This is a genomic window from Pantoea sp. PNT03, from assembly GCF_014852515.1.
GTDB lineage: Bacteria > Pseudomonadota > Gammaproteobacteria > Enterobacterales > Enterobacteriaceae > Pantoea > Pantoea leporis.
Genome location: NZ_JACVBT010000001.1, coordinates 707098 through 724061 on the forward strand (window position 1 = coordinate 707098; position 16964 = coordinate 724061).

A 16964-nucleotide genomic window follows, 5' to 3' on the forward strand; every position below is an offset into this window, starting at 1 on the left:
GAAAGTTAATGTCAGAACAGCGAATTAAAAGGATTTAATCATGACAGATACGACCATTACCCTGTTCAGCCACAGCCATCACCGGCTGAAGGTCACGGACAGCGCCTCACCGCTTGACGTGTTGAGCTTCGAAGGCACAGAGGCGCTGAGCGCGCCGTTCAGCTGGAAAATTATCTTCACCAGCGTGGATAAAAATATCAACCGCAAAGCGATGCTGATGAAAACCGCGTCACTGGCGTTGCAGCCGTCGCCGCAGAGCCTCGCCGACCTGCTGCGCAAGGCCGAACCGCTGCGCGTGGTGCAGGGCGTGGTGACCGGCTTTGATATGCTCGGCGTGTCCGCCGACGAAGCGCGCTACGCCATCACGCTGCAGCCGCGACTCGCGTTGCTTTCGCGCACCCGGCAGAACGCCATCTGGCAGGACATGTCGGTGCCGCAGATTGTCGAATCCATCCTGCGCGACCGTCACGGCATGCGCGGTCAGGACTTCGTGTTTGCCCTCAGCCGCGACTATCCGAAGCGCGAGCAGGTGATGCAGTTTGACGAAGACGACCTCCGCTTCGTCTCGCGCCTGCTGGCGGAGGTGGGCATCTGGTTCCGCTTCACCACCGACACGCGCCTCAACATCGACGTGGTGGAGTTTTACGACGGCCCGCAGGGCTATGAAACCGGCCTGACGCTGCCCGCCGTGCCGCCGTCCGGCCTGCACGACAGCGGCGTGGAGTCGGTGTGGGCGATGGAAAGCCGCTTCCGGGTGGTGGAGAAAACCGTCAGCACCCGCGACTACAACTACCGCGACGCCACCGCCGACATGAACGCGCAGGCCGACGTCACCGGCGGCGACGACACCACCTGTGGCGAAGCCTATCACTGGGCGGATAACTACCTGCAGGCGGGCGAGGCCTACAGCGCCAGTCCCGCGACTGAAAGCGGCGCGTTCTACGCCCGGCTGCGCCACGAGCGCTACCTCAACGGCCAGACGCGGCTCAGCGCCAAATCCAGCAGCGCGACGCTGATGCCCGGCGTGGTGGTGCGCGCCAGCGGCGGCAACGCGGCGGAAGTGTTCCGCAGCGGCGTGGTTATCACCTCGCTTGTGTGCCGCGCGGCGCGCGACAGCAGCATGGAAACCCTGTTTCAGGGCATCCCGGCAGAAGGCCGCTATAGCTACCGCCCGGAACCGGCACCGCGTCCGGTGATGGCGGGCACCCTGCCGGCGCGCGTCACCAGCACCATCACCAACGACACCTACGGCCACATTGACCGCGACGGGCGCTATCGCGTCAGCATGCTGTTTGACCGCGCGGGCTGGGAAAGCGGGCATGAAAGCCTGTGGGTGCGCCAGTCGCGCCCGTTCGCCGGCGACACCTACGGCCTGCACCTGCCGCTGCTGGCGGGCACCGAGGTGGCGATTGGCTTCGAGCACGGCAACCCGGACCGCCCGTACATCGCGGGCGTGCTGCATGATTCATCCCATGCGGACCACGTCACCATCCGCAACTACAGGCGCAACGTGCTGCGCACGCCGTCGAACAACAAGCTGCGCCTCGACGACACGCGTGGCCAGGAGCACATCAAGCTCAGCACCGAATACGGCGGTAAAAGTCAGCTCAACCTCGGTCATCTGGTGGATGGTGAAAGGCAGGCTCGCGGTGAAGGCTTCGAGCTGCGCACCGACAGCTGGGGCGCCATTCGCGCGAACAAAGGGCTGTTTATCAGCGCGGACGGGCAGGCAGGTGCGCAAGGTAAGCAGAAGGAGATGCAGCCGGTGCTGTCGCGCCTGTCCGCCGCGCTGATGGAAATGCAGTCGCTGGCGGCCAGCGCGCAGCAGGCACAGGCGCTGGCGGCGGACGTGGCGCGTCAGCAGGCGCTGCTGCAGAAAAAGATAGAAGACATGCAGCAGGAAGTGCTGCTGGGCAGCGCGCCGCAGGGCGTGGCGCTGGTGAGCGGCGGGGATATGTAGCTGTCGGCGCAGGATAACCTGACGCTGACCGCCGGAAAGCAGATGGACCTGGGCGCGCAGAAGGACCTTACCGTGGCGGCAGGCAAACAAATCAGCCTGTACAGCCGCGAGGGCGCGAAGCTGTTCACTTCCCGGGGCGATATCGACGTGCAGGCGCAGGGCGGAAACGTGACGACCTGGTCAACGCAGGACACTCATATTTCGAGCGGCAGGAAGCTGGTCGTGACGGCGCAGGATGAGCTGACGCTGATTTGTGGCGGCGGTTATATAAAGCTGAAAGGCGGCAACGTGGAGATTGGCGGACCGGGCAGGCTGCTGGTTAAAAACGCAGGTATCAGTAAGGCTGGAGCAGCAAATATGCAGAGCGTGATGAAGTCATTTTCACCAGAAACTTTTGATGAAAAGTTTGTCGTCACAAATGCGTTAACAGGTCATCCGATAGCCAACCTGCCTTACCGCATCACCATGCCGGGAGGTAAGGTGATTGAGGGTGTTACTTCTGCTTCTGGCGAGACAGAACTAGCTCAATCTGAAATTGTTGACGATATGATCCTGACATTTAATCCGGCATTAAAATAACATCGGGGTATTACAATGGTTAATACTGAAAGTAAAACTATGAGCAGAAGAAAGAAAATAACATTAGCTATATTAATTTCTCTAGCAGTTGTTATGGTTGTTGTCTGGAATTTTGTATTACCTATGATAGCAGCTACTGTAGGTGGAAGTTTTGGTTATGGCTTTCCAAGTGGTTCTGGCGGTCGGGCTATCAGGAGTGTTGAGAACGATGTTGATCCGCAAGTTGTCTATCGCATAGATGATCATCGTTTTTTCACCTTTGAAAATTATGTGAGTTGTAGCAGTGGTGGATTTGTATATTACAATGACACAAATAAAAGAATTAAGAAGCTCGCTGGAATAGAGGGCAGTGATAAAAAACTTCAGAATGAGGTTTCTATCAGTGAGCGTAATGATGTTTTATCTTTTATTGGTAAATTTATCTACTCTGCTGGAGATAATATCATTGCATATCCTACTAGGGATATTAACTATAAGCATGGTAATTCTACTCACTTTATATCTTTTCAGGATGTAAATGACTCATCAAAGGATTCCTTTATGAAAGTTGCTGGTCCAAATATTTCCATCATGGTCATGAGTGATTCTGTACTTACTAAAACAAGTATTTTGAGTGAGTTTTACTATAGTCATAAGGCGCCATTAAATTCAGGTGATTATAATTTTATCAATGATGACGACTTAGTATTGAATAGTGCGTCAATAGATGATCGTTTTCATTGTAATGAAAGTATCAAACCTAGAAAAATAAAGTACATTTCTAACTGACAGGATGTTCACTAATATGAAGAATGGAAAAGAACCAACGCGAGATGTTGCTTGTTTTTTTAGTGATAACGGGAGTCCTCAATTTCGAAGCAGTCTTTCACCAAAAAGTGTTCAAGTCAGGGCTGAATGTAAGCATCCTCCTCGTTAACGGGTCATCCGATATTCAACCTGCCGTATTGCACCACCATGCCGGGTAGTAAGACTATTGAGAGCGTAGTTTCTGCATCTGCCGAGACAAAACTAGCTCAATCTGAAATTGTTTACGATAAGATCCTGACATTTAATCCGGTATCAAAATAATATTGGGGTATTACAATGGATAATACTGAAAGTAAAACTATGAGCAGAAGAAAGAAAATAATATTAGTTATATTAATTTCTCTTGCAGTGGTGATGATTGTTGTTTGGAATTTTGTATTACCTGTGATAGCAGCTACTGTAGGTGGAAGTTTTGGTTATGGCTTTCCAAGTGGTTCGGGCGGTCGGGCTATCAGGAGTGTTGAGATCGATGTTGACCCGCAAGTGGTTTATCGCATAGACAATCATCGCTTCTTTACTTTAGAGAATTATGTCAGTTGTTACAGTGGTGGGCTTGTGTATTACAATGATACAAATAAAAAAATAAAGATACTCGCTGGGCTGGAAGGTGACGATAAAAATCCTCAAGATGAATTCTCAATAAGTAGACAGAATGATGTTTTATCTTTTAATGGTAAATTTATCTATGCTGCAGGTGATGATTTAATTTCATACCCCCATCGTTTTGTTAACTATAAGTATGGGAGTTCTGAGCATTATATAGTTAGCGAAAGTTTAAGAGAGGGGGCTAAGTCGCACATAAGTGAAAATATACTTCCAAGTGATACAGTGATTGTTACCAATGATGCAGTTTATATACAGGATAGAATTCACAAGGAATTATTAAAGCGAATAATATCCATCGGAAGTAAAGATAAGGTTGGCAAATGGATTGATAACCCAGATTTCAAAATTGAGGCGCAATCAATTGATGAACGATTCCACTGTGATGACAATATCAAACCTCGAAGCATTAGGTATTTAAAGGCTAGTAGTGGAGTTATGAAATGAATAAAGTGAACGATCCTACTCGCGAGTCTAATTGTTTTCTTGGCGATAACGGGAATCCTTATTTTAAAAGCAGTCCGTCTCCAAAAAGTATTAAAGTAAGGGCAGAGTGTAAACATCCTATACATCACCCTGGGATCATTTTATTCGTGCATGGTGTTAATTCCACTGGAGAGTGGTATTCAACAGCAGAAAGAAATATATGTGAAGGGCTTAATGAACGCTTGGGTTTAAAATCAACATCTTTTGAACTGATTCCTAATAAATATAACTGTGACAATATATTTGATTTAGAAGGTTATAAATTGGATCGAGTGTTGCTTAATGCGGGTGAGGCTAATTCCCCGGTGGTTCGTTTTTATTGGGGTTATAGAGCAGTTGATGGTGAAGAAGGAACATATGAAATACCGTTAGTTAATAAAAATAATGAAGACTACCATCTTCTTAAAGAAAAAGGATTGAAATTAGAAGAATTGAGAGGGAAAGGCCCTTGGTTCTGGGGAGGAGGGCCATTCCAAAACGGAACAAATAATTTGGTATCACTTTGGAGTGATGTCGGATTTAATGAGAGGATGCGTTATTTAGGTCTGGAAGTGCAGGATTTTGCACCAGACTTTGACCGTTTGCTCAAGACTGCACCACCAAGGAAATATTATGCACATGCAGCAAAGCGCTTGGCTGATTTGATGGATTCTATCCGTGATGAATTTCCAAGAGACACTGTTAGTGTAATATCTCATAGTCAGGGAACCATGATTGCTCTTGCAGCAACGTCTCTTGCCAAGAAAGCACCTGATAGTCTTTTCATTTTGAATTCACCTTATGCAATGGAACCGAAACTTACAGATAAATTTTCTACACAAGATAAAGAGATCATTACAGACACCGCACGCGAGCAGACTCTTGAGGCAATTATAAATAAAATAGCTGAACGCTCTAATTTCTTGCAATCAGATAAATATAATGAATTGTTTGTTGGTAAATCTTCTGACAATCAACCATGGACACCAGATATATCTCATACATCTATATCGGGACGGCAGATCTCAGAGAGAGATAATCATGGTAGACTATATATCTATTGCAATCCGCATGATAGAGTCATGGGGTCATCTCCACTATTAAGCCTTGGATGGCAAGGTTTGCCAAATAATGGGTTGGAGCAACAGCCACATAAATTAATTACTGCCCACGAAGGCCATTTGTTTCAACGAATAATGGCACGTTCTACTTCTTGTGGAGCCGCGCCGAATTCTAAGACCCCCTTTTGGCCTTTGCCTGACGGAAAACCTTTTTGGGATGATGGCGGAAATTATCCAACATATTTTACGCCAAAATATCAGACCATTAATATTAATTCAGAAGAAGTTCCCGATCCTATTCTGTCTGATGAAATGATCGGTTTTGACATGAAACGCCCAGGTGATGGTAGTGAATGGGATGAAAAGCCCATGTCCCATAAGGGAAAGGGTTGGGGACAATTTTCTGAAAAAAATGACGAAGATAATAAGTCATTTGTTGTTCCAAATGATGATACGTTTAATAACTTTGTTGTGCTGTACCCTAAAAAACAAGTACCAACCGGTGCTTATCAACCATCAGGTAAAGCATTCCCTCAGTGTGAGCCAGTGATGCGTCTTGAAACTGATGAGGAGAGACGTATTCGCGTAGGTGCTTATATTTCTCAGCCAACCGATCACAGTACATTACCTAACAGCCCTGAATTTATGCGACGGGTTGTTACCTATGATTTGCCTATTGGTTTTTGTGATGCTACTTGGGATAAGAATTTTATGGCAAAGTTGCGTGATATGGCAGACTGGACTAAGGGATATGACACTTATTTTGAAACAGGCCAGCTAAACATCCCCCCACTTCCAGCTGAAATATTCACAGAAACCATTTCAGATGTAGAACTCGAAAAGAGAAAGGCTGAATGGTATGAAATTAATACAAAACTTAATTCACGCACATCAATTAAATCAGGATGATGCCACTTCATATTTAAAATGTATGGGATGGCATGTCCTATATTATTAACTGGTTATCCTCCTGCCATTCAGTAAATAAAATATAGGTCATAATAATGGGCAAGCTTGCAGTCATTCTGGGAGATTCTACGTCTCACGGTGGCAAAGTCACATCTGCATCATCTACTTTCGATATTCAGGGAAAAAATGCCGCCCTGCTGCATGATACGGTGTCCTGCCCATTACATGGCACTAACCGTATTATCGAATGCGATATTGCATCTTATGAAGAAAATGGTCGTGGGATCGTTATACATGGCTGCAAAACGGAATGTGGCTCGGTGGTTATCGCCAGCCTGCCGGATATGGAGATCGGCTAATGGGATGGTCAGTACCGGAAGTGCCTGAGCGGACACCCGCCAGCGCATGTTCTCCGTGGATCTGTTTTTTTATTATTTTCTTTTGCGTATTAATCAGTGTTGCCTGGCTTTTATTTTCTGGTTCAGCGGAAGAACTGTCTTCCCTTTCATCCGGAGCCTGGCTGCCGCTGGCCGCAGCGATGCTGGTGAGTGTGATGGCAATCCTGACGGTGTATTTATTAGGCTGGGAAGTTCAGGCTCTGAAAGCTTTTTACTGGAACAGCTGGCGACTGAATGTGCATGCCGCCTGGCAGCAGCATGCCCATCAGCATCTGTGCGTGGTTAATCAGATAAATTTAACGGTGAGCACGGATTGCGTCCCTCAGTTAACAGGGCTGGTCGCAAAAAAAGACGTTATTGATAAACCCACCACATTGCTGGCCGGTGAAGCGCTCATCCCCGGCATTTCACGCTTTGAGCAGCTTAGCCAGGCGCTGCTGAAGCAGTTAGCACTATCGTTAGCAAACTGGTATCCCGGTGGTGCGCTCACCGTTGTCATCCAGACCTCGGCCGCCTCTCTGGAGCAGGAAAAGCAGCGTGTTGCGTCACTGTGGAAACAGCATGCACTGCCGTGGACGCCCACCTTTCATGTGTTGCCCGCTGAGTATCCTTTTGAGTTCTGGAATAACCAGTTGCTGGCATCGCACAACCCGGTACTGATTCTGGCAATCCATTATCGTCAGGTAAATGAAACCCTGGCTGAATTTGCCAGCGCGTTATTACTCGCGCCCCCGTCACTGCTTTCTGCTGTTCAGCAAAGAGAAACCGTAAAAGTCTTTCGGGCGATGCCGCTGCAAACCAGCGAACTCTCAGCCGAGCTAAAAGAGCTTAAAGAGATGAACCAGCAACCATCTTCATCTGTTGGGCTGGTGTGGTTCAGCGGACTCACCGCCCCTCAGCGTCAGCAACTGACGTCTGCCGTATTTGAACTGCCGTTGTCTCTTCGCAGTTCCGCGCCGATGGCGGGACTCATTGATTTTGATGAAGGCTGCGATCGTTACGGCCACCTTGCCGGCTGGCTGATGCCCGTTGCGGCAATCGAAGCCGTCAATTACGACATGGGTAGCCAGTGGCTGGTGTGGGCCGATGATAAGCAGGCTTGGGCGATGGTGGCTGGCAGGAAAATGCCGCTGATGAACACTTCCCCCGAACGGGCGCAGGCCGCGCCTTTCCCTGCCGGTGGAATGATGCTGGCGGTGCTGCTTAATACTCTTCTTATCTGGTCTTTAGGTTTTGCCTTCCCGGTCTGGTTATTTTCGTGGTGGGGAACGATCACTTTACTGGCCGTACTTGGCGTGACCTTACCGGGTCTGGCATTCGCGTTACGAAAGGTGGTGGCCAGCGCGCTGCTGCCGGGATTTTTCCGTGCTGCCGGTGAGCACGAAAGGAATAAAAAATAATGAAAAACTTCTTTCGTCTGCTGGGGTACGGGCTCGTTGCCGTGTCCGTTTTACTGCTTTTTTTATTCCTGCTATCCCAGCTAAAAGCCTTACCCGTTGAAGCAACCACCCGTCAGTTTTGGTTACCGTTGACGGGATTTGTTTTTCTCGCGTGCCTGATATGTACGGTGATTTTCTTCTTATTCAGTCCGTTGAATGCGGGCGTCCCGGTCAGGCCATCGGGTGACAAAAAAGAAGATATGCCTGCCTCTGCCACTGCTTCCACATGCCTGGCGAGCGATATGAGCAACTATCTTCGCTCACGCTACAACCCCATCTGGCGCAGCAAAGTTCGTCTGCTTCTGGTGGTCGGCGACGACGCCGCGATCAGCCAGCTTGTACCGGGACTTGGCAAAAATGTGTGGATGGAGGGTAACCGGACGGTTCTTATTTACGGTGGTAGCCTCGATGCTCAGTTAGATGCTGAAAAATACGCCGCGCTGCGCATGCTGCGCCGCAGCCGTCCGCTGGACGGCATTATGCTGGTTCAGGATTCAAATTCCACCCTGACACCACAAAAAAGCGATGCAGCGATGCGCTCGCTGGAGAAGATTGCCACCGCGCTGCGCTGGCGTGCGCCGGTGTGGATCTGGCAGCTCGGTCACAGTGACTGGCCGCAGCCAGAACGTGAAAGCAACGTGGTAGGGGCTGTTTTTCCAGCAAAAGCGCTACCGGATAATATTACTCAACAGCTCGAAAGCCTGGTCGCTCCGTTACGTGAACGCGGTCTGGCTCAGGTGGAAGATAACATCAGCCACGACTGGCTGCTGCGTCTGTCGCAGCAGCTTGCCAGCGGTGAAAGTCAGGCCTGGCAGCAGCGCTTAGCGCCGTGGCTGGACCCGGCGCGCCGCAGTTTACTGCGTGGTCTGATGTTCAGCCTGCCGGAAGCAAAGCCTGCACTGGACAGCGTGCATCCTCATGCATTAACCGACAGCGCGCTCTGGCAGAGTATCGCGTCAGACCACGCCAGAGGTCGTCGCACCGGGCTGCCGTGGGATCAGGTGCTGGCCTGGTCGCTGATGAGCCTGATGCTGCTCGCTGGCGCGGGCATGCTGGCGTCTTCGCTGTTCAACCGTCATCAGATTGTCAGCGCGGCGGATAAAGCCGTAGTATTGGTGAATTCAACGAAGGTTGATGATGCGCAGCTCATTGCGCTGCACGGCCTGCGTAACGATCTCGGTCAGCAGCAGCACTGGCTGGAGCACGGCGCGCCCTGGTATCAGCGCTTCGGCATTAACCACACGCAGCAGCTGCATGATGCGTTGCTGCCGTGGTACGGCGTTGCTGCACAGCGGCTGATCCACGAACCGGCGCGCATCGCGCTGGAAGAGAAGCTGACCTATCTGGCCAGCCTTCCCGCCGCCAGCCCACTGCGCGCCACGCTGGCGCAGCCGGGGTATAAGCAGTTAAAGGCCTGGCTGATGATGGCGCGCCCGGAGCGTGCCGAACCGGCGTTTTATGCGCAGACCATGGCGACCGTTCAGCCAGAATATCCAGGCATTTCAACGTCGTTGTGGCAGACGCTGGCCCCGGATTTGTGGGCATTCTATGCCGCGTCGTTGCCGTCCCAGCCCGGCTGGCGCATCAAACCCAATGCGTCGCTGCTGAGTCAGGTACGTCAGGTGCTGCTGCTGCAGACCGGCCAGCGCAACGCCGAGATGACGCTGTATCAGAACGTCCTGCGCGACGTGCGCCGCAACTACACCGACCTGACGCTGGAAGATATGACGCCGGGCACCGATATGCGCTGGCTGTTCAGCAGTGACGACAGAGTTCCGGGCGTGTTTACTCGCCAGGCGTGGGAAGGCGGCGTGCGCCAGGAGATTGAGAAAGCGGCCAACACCCGGCGCGATGAAATCGACTGGGTGCTCAGCGACACCCGCAGCGCCGTGCCTCAGGAAGTTTCTCCGGAGGCGCTGAAGGCGCGGTTAACTGAGCGCTATTTCAGTGACTTCGCCGCCAGCTGGCTCAACTTCCTCAACGACATCCGGCTCAATCCGGCCCAGAATATCGCCGACGTCACGGATCAGTTAACGCTGATGAGCGACGTGCGCCAGTCGCCGCTGATTGCGCTGATGAACACGCTGGCGTGGCAGGGGCAGACCGGCCAGCTGCGCGAGGCGCTGTCAGACACACTGATCAACTCGGCCACAGACCTGATCGGCCAGAAAGACAAGCCGGTTATCAGCCAGAAAGCTACCGGACCGGAAGGCCCGCTTGATGTGACTTTCGGCCCGCTGCTGGCGCTGACCGGCAAAAACAGCGGCTCGCAGCTGATGGCCGCCGACAGCAGCCTGACGCTGCAAACCTACTTAACCCGCATCACGCGCGTGCGCCTGCGTCTGCAACAGGTCGCTGCCGCCCCGGATCCACAAGAGATGTTGCAAACCCTGGCGCAGACGGTGTTCCAGGGCAAAAGCGTTGACCTTACTGATACGCAGCAATACGGCAGCCTGATGGCGGCGAGCCTCGGCGAAGAGTGGAGCGGCTTTGGCCAGACGATGTTCGTGCAGCCGCTGACGCAGGCGTGGGAAACCATCCTGCAACCGTCGGCGGTGAGCCTGAACGCGCAGTGGCAGCGCTCCATCGTAGAAAACTGGCGCACCGCGTTTGACGGTCGCTATCCGTTTGCCGCCGGGCAAAGTGACACGTCACTGCCGATGCTGGCGGAGTTTATCCGCCGCGATGCCGGGCGTATCGACAGCTTCCTCAGCAGCCGCCTCGGCGGCGTACTGCAGAAAGAGGGCAGCAACTGGGTGCCGGATGCGGCGCACAGCCAAGGATTAACCTTCAATCCCGCCTTCCTCAAGGCGGTGAACCAGCTGCGCGAGCTGTCCGATATTCTGTTTACCGACGGCACACAGGGAATCAGCTTTGAATTGCAGGGCCGCGCCGCGCCGGAGGTGATTGAAACCCAGCTGATGCTCGACGGCCAGCCGCTACGCTACTTCAACCAGATGGCGACGTGGCAGGCGATGCGCTGGCCGGGCGACAGCCTGAAGCCGGGGACGTTGTTGACCTGGAACGGTGTGAAAAGCAGTGCGCAGATTTACGGTGATTATCCCGGCACCTGGGGCTTTATCCGCTGGCTGGAGCAGGCAAAACGTGAACGTCTCGATCGCAGCCGCTGGCTGCTGAGCTTTACCACGCCGGATAAGCGCACGCTGACGTGGGTGCTGCGCACGCAGATGCGCGACGGACCATTGGCGCTGCTGCGCCTGCGCGGCTTTACGCTGCCGACGGAAATATTTAGCGTCGATGCTGCCAGTGCCTCCGAGGCGATGGCGCCGCGCGACGCCGTTACGGATGACGTCACTACCGACATGGAGGGAGCAGAATAATGAGCGCAATGACGGAACTGGTGCACGCCTGCGGCGTGGATGAGTCCACGCTGAAAACCGATACACAACAGCGCCGAAGCGACTGGGCGCGCTGGCTGGAACCCATCAGTGAAGCGTTGCCCGCCGGAGACGATCCGGCTTACGACGATCAGTTCATGCAGATCCGCGAAGAAGTGAACAAGCTTTCCGGCTTTGATACTGACAATATCGCCCGCCTGTCTGAATCGCTGCTGACAACCGTGAGCAAGGACATTCGGGTGATCACCTTCTACGCGTGGGCGCGACTGCATCAGGACGGCGAGCAGGGGTTGGCGGAAGGGCTGGAACTGCTGGCTGCCGCGCTGCATAAGTTTGGTGGAAAGCTTCATCCGCAGCGCAGCCGCAGCCGTCAGAGCGCGCTGGCCTGGCTGGGCAGCGCCAGAATGCTCGACAGCCTGACGTTATGGCCGGAAGCCGATGTCGCGCGGGTTTGCCGCATTAGCGGTGCATTGCTGCTGATTGAAGATGCACTTAATGAAGATGAACGCAACGGGCTTCAGCCGCTGTTGCGCGCACTGGAGCTGCGTTTAGCTCAGAACGGGGGTGCCAGCGCGATGGTGCCACTCAACAGCCCGACACATACGGACGTGGATGATTCGTCGCTTGCTGAACTCGCGCCGGTTAACTCCGGTGAAACTTTGAAGGCACAGGCGAAAGTGTTGGCAAACTACCTGCGCGAGCAGCCCGGCGGCTGGCTTTCCGCCCACCATCTGATGAAAAGCGTACGTTGGGATACCATCCTCAATCTTCCCGCGCTTGGAACCGGCGGCAATACGCGTCTGCCGCCGCCAAAACCCGATCACCGTGCGCACCTTAAGCGCCTGTATCTGCAGCAAAGCTGGACGGAACTGCTGGAACTGACGGACTCGCTGTTTGCGCAGGCCATCAATCACGTGTGGTTCGATCTTCAGTGGTACGCCTGTGAAGCGCTGAATCGTCAGGACAAGGGAGCGGCGCTGGCGAACATTGTGCAGCAGGATTTGCATGGACTTTTATCAAGGCTGCCGGGACTGGAAACGCTCTCGTATTCAGACGGCACACCGTTTGCCGATGAGGTGACGCGCAACTGGATCGCGCAGAAAGTGATGGGCGACGTGGGCTTAATGGAAAGTGATACGCCGTTTGTCGGGCCGGACAACGACATTCTGTCACTGGAAAGTGAAGCGGTGGAAAAAGCGGAAACAGAGAGCGTGGAAGCTGCGCTTGTTTGGCTGCAGATGCGTCCGGGCACCAATAGTTCGCGAGATCAGTGGTTAATACGTCTGCTGATGGCGCGGGTGTGCGAGCAGTTTGGCAAAAGTGATATGGCGCTGCACCTGCTGGATGAACTCAATCAAAATGCTGGAGCACTGACGCTTGCGCAGTGGGAACCAACCTTATTATTCGAAGTGCGCGCCCGGCGGCTGAAGCTGCTGCGCGCCCGGGCTGCGCGCAGCGAAAGTGAACGTACCCGCATTCAGCCGGAAATGGACACGCTGTTATCCGGTCTGATCACGCTTGACCCGGTCAGGGCCGCCATCCTCTGCAGCTGACTTCTGCTTTTTAACTTCCTGCCGCCTGACTGATTCGGGCGGCACATTACTGATGTGAATACCATGGACGATTTAACCCTGCGTTATTACGACGCTGAAATGCGCTACCTGCAGGAAGCCGGCGAAGAGTTCGCCCGCGCTCACCCTGAACAGGCGGCGATGCTCAATCTCGACAAAGCCGGCGCCCGCGATCCTTACGTTGAACGACTGTTCGAAGGCTTTGCCTTTATGGTCGGTCGCCTGCGTGAAAAGCTCGACGACGATCTGCCGGAACTGACCGAAGGTCTGGTCAGCCTGCTGTGGCCGCACTATCTGCGCACCATTCCGTCGATGTCGGTGGTGGAGTTCACGCCCGACTGGCGCGAGATGAAGGAGCCGATGCGGCTGGCACGCGGCTTTGAAGTAATCTCACGTCCGGTAGGGGAAAAAGGCACGCGCTGTCGCTACACCACCACGCGCGACGTGCAGGTGCTGCCGCTGGCGCTGGAGTTGGCAAAATTAACCACCGATGCCGCCGGACGTTCAGTTGTTCGCCTGCGCTTTAACGGCGGCGCGCTGGCCGACTGGAGCCGTATCGATGTCAGCCGCATTCCGCTCTATCTCAATGCCGATGCGCCGCTGGCCTGTGCGCTGCACGAAGCATTGACGCTTAACGTCGCCAGCATCGCGCTGCGTTTGCCGGGTGAAACCGACAGCCGCCGCTTTGACGGGCACTTCAGCGCGCAGGGCTTCAGCGAGGAAGATCGGCTGTGGCCGGGCGACGAGGGCAGCTTCAGCGGCTATCAGCTGCTGCTGGAGTACTTCACCTTCCGTGAGAAGTTTATGGCGGTGAATCTGCGCGGGCTGGAGCAAATTGCACTGCCCGCGTCGCTGCCGTGGTTTGAACTCGACGTGGTGCTGGCCGAGCGCTGGGAGCATGATTTTCAGTTTAGTGAAAAACATCTGCGCCTCAACGCGGTGCCGGTGATAAACCTGTTTGCGATGGAATCTGATCCGCTGATGATCAACGGCCTGCAGACCGAATATATGCTGCGCCCGATGCGCGTGCAGGACGGCCATACCGAAATCTACTCGGTGGATTCGGTGATTTCCTCGAAAGGTCTGCCGTACGTGCCGTTCAGCAGCTTCCGCCACAAAGGCGGCATGCTGCGTCACGAAGCGCCGGAACATTACTTCCACACGCGCGTGCGGCGCGGGCCGTCCGGGCTGCATGAAACCTGGATGATCCTCGGTGGCGAAGCCTTTGATAATCACAGCCTGCCGGAGCATGAAAGCCTGTCGGTGAGCGTCACCGGCACCAACGGCCAGCTGCCTCGCCGCGCGCTGCAGAGCACGCTGCTGGATACCGCCGTCAGCAGCACCGACGTGGCGATGCAGGTGCGCAACCTGTGCGCGCCGACGCTGCCGTGCTATCCGCCCAATCGTGACCGCTTTCACTGGCGTGTGCTGAGCCATCTCGGTTCGAGTTTTCTGTGGATGATGGATAACGCCGAGGTGCTGCGCGGCACGCTGGCGCTGTACGACTGGACGCACAGCGAAATGAACCGCCGTCGCCTGGAAGCGATTCTGCACGTCTGCCACAAAGAGACCGAACGCTTTGAGCAGGGTTATCTTCTACGCGGCGTGCAGATTGAAATCACCCTCGACAGCAGCGGCTTTGCCGGCAGCGGCGATATCTGCCTGTTTGGCGAAATGCTCAGCCGCTTCTTCGCGTTGTATACCGACATTCACCTGTTTAACCGTCTGATTTTAATCCTGCAGCCAACCGGAGAGCGCCTCGAATGGGAAGAGAAGCACAATCGCCGCATCTCCGGCTGACGCCACGACTGGAGCAGGAGCTGACGCGGCTGAACTTTTACCGTTTCTGTCAGCTGATTGAGCATCAGCATAAAGATAAGCCGCCGCTCGGTAGCACCAGCAAGCCGGAAAACGACGCGGTGCGGCTATTACCGCATCCCGGCATGGGGTTTCCGGCGGGCGAATTGAAGGCGTTTGAGTACAACGAAGCCGATGCCGCTGCGCCGCCGGTGGTGCGCACCACTTTCCTCGGATTGTACGGCGTGGATTCGCCGCTGCCGGGAAGCTATATCGATGACATTACCCAGCGCGATGAAGGGCATGAAGCGCTGCAGGGTTTTCTCGATATTTTTAACCACCGCATCCTGACGCAGTTTTATCGCATCTGGCGCAAATACTCGTATCCGGCAACTTTTGAGGCGGGCGGTGGCGACAGTACGTCGCAGTCGCTGCTCGGGCTGGTGGGATTGGGCATTCCCGGCACCGGCAAGCATATCGCCACGCCGGTTTCACGCTTTCTGGCGCTACTCGGCGTCATGCGCCAGCCGGGCAGAACGGAAGAGGGCATTCGCGCGCTGGTGCGGTTGCTTGCGCCGAACACCTCGGTGACAGTGCAGCCGCACTGTCTGCGTCCGGTGCCGGTTAGCCATCCGCTGGAATGCGAGTTCGTACTGGATGGCAACGCGCCGCTCGGCGATGAGGCGATGGATGCCAACAGCCAGTTGCTGATCGAACTGCAAACCGCCTGCGCGGATGAGGCCGAACGCTGGCTACCGGACGGCCAGCTGTATCAGGATTTTCTGGTGATGCTGCGGGTGTATCTTGGCTGGCGCTATCGGGCGCGTATTCGATTGTGTCTGGATACGCAGCTGCTGGCCCCGCCGGTTCTGGGCGATGCGCCGTTCTGGCTCGGCATGACCGGCGTGCTGGGCGCGGACGAAGCGTGCAGCGACATCCCCCAAACCTTTACCACCGAACTGGGCTGCTATGCAGGCATGCGCCCGGTCAAACCCTGCGAGGAGCAGCGACGTGTCAGTTACCACTTTGATTAAAATTTTGATGTGCAGCGCACTGTTGCTGCTTGGCGGCTGCGGTTTGCAGCAGAAAGTCACCGATGGATCCGTCGCGGCGTTTGACGCGATTTTCTACAAGCAGATCAAAACCCTGCATCTGGATTTCAGCGCGCGTGAAAGCCTCAACAGCGACAGCCGCGAGCATAATCCGCTGTCGCAGCCGGTGATGGTGCGCGTGTTCCAGCTCAGCGAGCGCAAAGCGTTTGACGGCGCGGTGTATCAGCAACTGACCGGCGATGCGGCGGACGTGCTCAAAGCCGAACTCCTCGCCGACCGCGATGTGGTGCTGACGCCGGGCGGCGACGTGTCGCTGAATATGCCGATGGAAAAAGAAGCTAAATTTGTCGCGATAGTCGCGCTGTTCCAGCAGCCGGATATGGCGAAAAACAGCTGGCGGCTGGTGCTGGAGCGCAACGATTTAGACCCGGATAAAGCGCGCGTGATTGAATTAAACAGCAACAGCCTGCGCCTGATCAGCGAGGCAAAACCATGAGTGGCGGCAACCATCAACCTTCTCTGTATGAGCTGCTGAAAGGCAGCTTCGCGGGTGGGCTGGAGCTGGACCGTGTGAAGGAACAGGATCAGGTGATCCTCTCCGTGCTCGATAACATGCAGCGCATCCTCAATACTCGCGCCGGATCGCTGTCGCATATCCCAGATTACGGCCTGCCCGATATGACGCGTATCCTGCAGGGCATGCCCGGCACCGCGCATCAGCTGCTGTATACACTCTCTGAGGTGCTGCTGAAATACGAGCCACGCCTGAAGCGCATTGATGTGGTGTTACTGGAACAAAGCATGCCCGGCGAATTGCGCTATGCCATTGATGCCGAACTCAAAGAGGGCGGGCTGGTGCGCTTCGGCACCGAATTTATGCCGGAAGGGCGCGTGATGATCCGCCATATGAAACAGCAGCAATATCTGGATGCCAGGGCATCTGTTTAATTTTTTGCCTGATTAG

General features: G+C 54.4%; 11 protein-coding genes and 1 pseudogene. All 12 read left to right on the forward strand.

Annotated elements, in window-relative coordinates:
* Nucleotides 1–40: 40 nt before the first annotated feature.
* The 12 genes and pseudogenes from IB226_RS03345 to tssE all read left to right on the forward strand — a co-directional run bounded on the left by IB226_RS03345 (nucleotide 41) and on the right by tssE (nucleotide 16948).
* Nucleotides 41–2539: pseudogene (locus IB226_RS03345) on the forward strand (type VI secretion system Vgr family protein).
* 15 nt (nucleotides 2540–2554) lie between these two features.
* Nucleotides 2555–3307, forward strand: a complete 753-nt coding sequence (locus IB226_RS03350) for a hypothetical protein (RefSeq protein ID WP_192233570.1) — start codon at nucleotides 2555–2557, stop codon at nucleotides 3305–3307.
* A gap of 315 nt (nucleotides 3308–3622) precedes the next feature.
* The gene (locus IB226_RS03355; protein ID WP_192233572.1) at nucleotides 3623–4396 is read left to right on the forward strand and encodes a hypothetical protein; all 774 of its coding nucleotides are present in this window, start codon (nucleotides 3623–3625) and stop codon (nucleotides 4394–4396) included.
* The gene (locus IB226_RS03360) at nucleotides 4393–6384 is read left to right on the forward strand and encodes a DUF3274 domain-containing protein (protein WP_192233574.1); all 1992 of its coding nucleotides are present in this window, start codon (nucleotides 4393–4395) and stop codon (nucleotides 6382–6384) included. Before IB226_RS03355 ends, IB226_RS03360 begins: the two co-directional genes overlap by 4 nt.
* Before the next feature lie 95 nt (nucleotides 6385–6479).
* Complete coding sequence (locus tag IB226_RS03365) at nucleotides 6480–6743, forward strand: PAAR domain-containing protein (RefSeq protein ID WP_137386007.1); 264 nt, start codon at nucleotides 6480–6482, stop codon at nucleotides 6741–6743.
* On the forward strand, nucleotides 6695–8182 hold the full coding sequence (locus IB226_RS03370; RefSeq protein WP_192233576.1) for a hypothetical protein: 1488 nt from the start codon (nucleotides 6695–6697) through the stop codon (nucleotides 8180–8182). The genes IB226_RS03365 and IB226_RS03370 overlap by 49 nt, the downstream gene beginning before the upstream one ends.
* Nucleotides 8182–11562 (forward strand): ImcF-related family protein, encoded by a 3381-nt coding sequence (locus IB226_RS03375; RefSeq protein WP_192233578.1) that lies wholly within the window; start codon nucleotides 8182–8184, stop codon nucleotides 11560–11562. The genes IB226_RS03370 and IB226_RS03375 overlap by 1 nt, the downstream gene beginning before the upstream one ends.
* Nucleotides 11562–13133, forward strand: coding sequence for a type VI secretion system protein TssA (tssA, locus tag IB226_RS03380; RefSeq protein WP_192233580.1), 1572 nt, complete (start codon nucleotides 11562–11564; stop codon nucleotides 13131–13133). Before IB226_RS03375 ends, tssA begins: the two co-directional genes overlap by 1 nt.
* 63 nt (nucleotides 13134–13196) lie before the next feature.
* Nucleotides 13197–14951, forward strand: coding sequence for a type VI secretion system baseplate subunit TssF (tssF, locus tag IB226_RS03385; protein WP_192233583.1), 1755 nt, complete (start codon nucleotides 13197–13199; stop codon nucleotides 14949–14951).
* On the forward strand, nucleotides 14915–15982 hold the full coding sequence (gene tssG, locus IB226_RS03390; protein WP_192233585.1) for a type VI secretion system baseplate subunit TssG: 1068 nt from the start codon (nucleotides 14915–14917) through the stop codon (nucleotides 15980–15982). The genes tssF and tssG overlap by 37 nt, the downstream gene beginning before the upstream one ends.
* Nucleotides 15960–16496: a type VI secretion system lipoprotein TssJ gene (tssJ, locus tag IB226_RS03395; RefSeq protein WP_192233587.1), complete on the forward strand. Its 537-nt coding sequence runs from the start codon at nucleotides 15960–15962 to the stop codon at nucleotides 16494–16496. The genes tssG and tssJ overlap by 23 nt, the downstream gene beginning before the upstream one ends.
* Nucleotides 16493–16948, forward strand: coding sequence for a type VI secretion system baseplate subunit TssE (tssE, locus tag IB226_RS03400; protein WP_137386000.1), 456 nt, complete (start codon nucleotides 16493–16495; stop codon nucleotides 16946–16948). Before tssJ ends, tssE begins: the two co-directional genes overlap by 4 nt.
* Nucleotides 16949–16964: the final 16 nt, after the last annotated feature.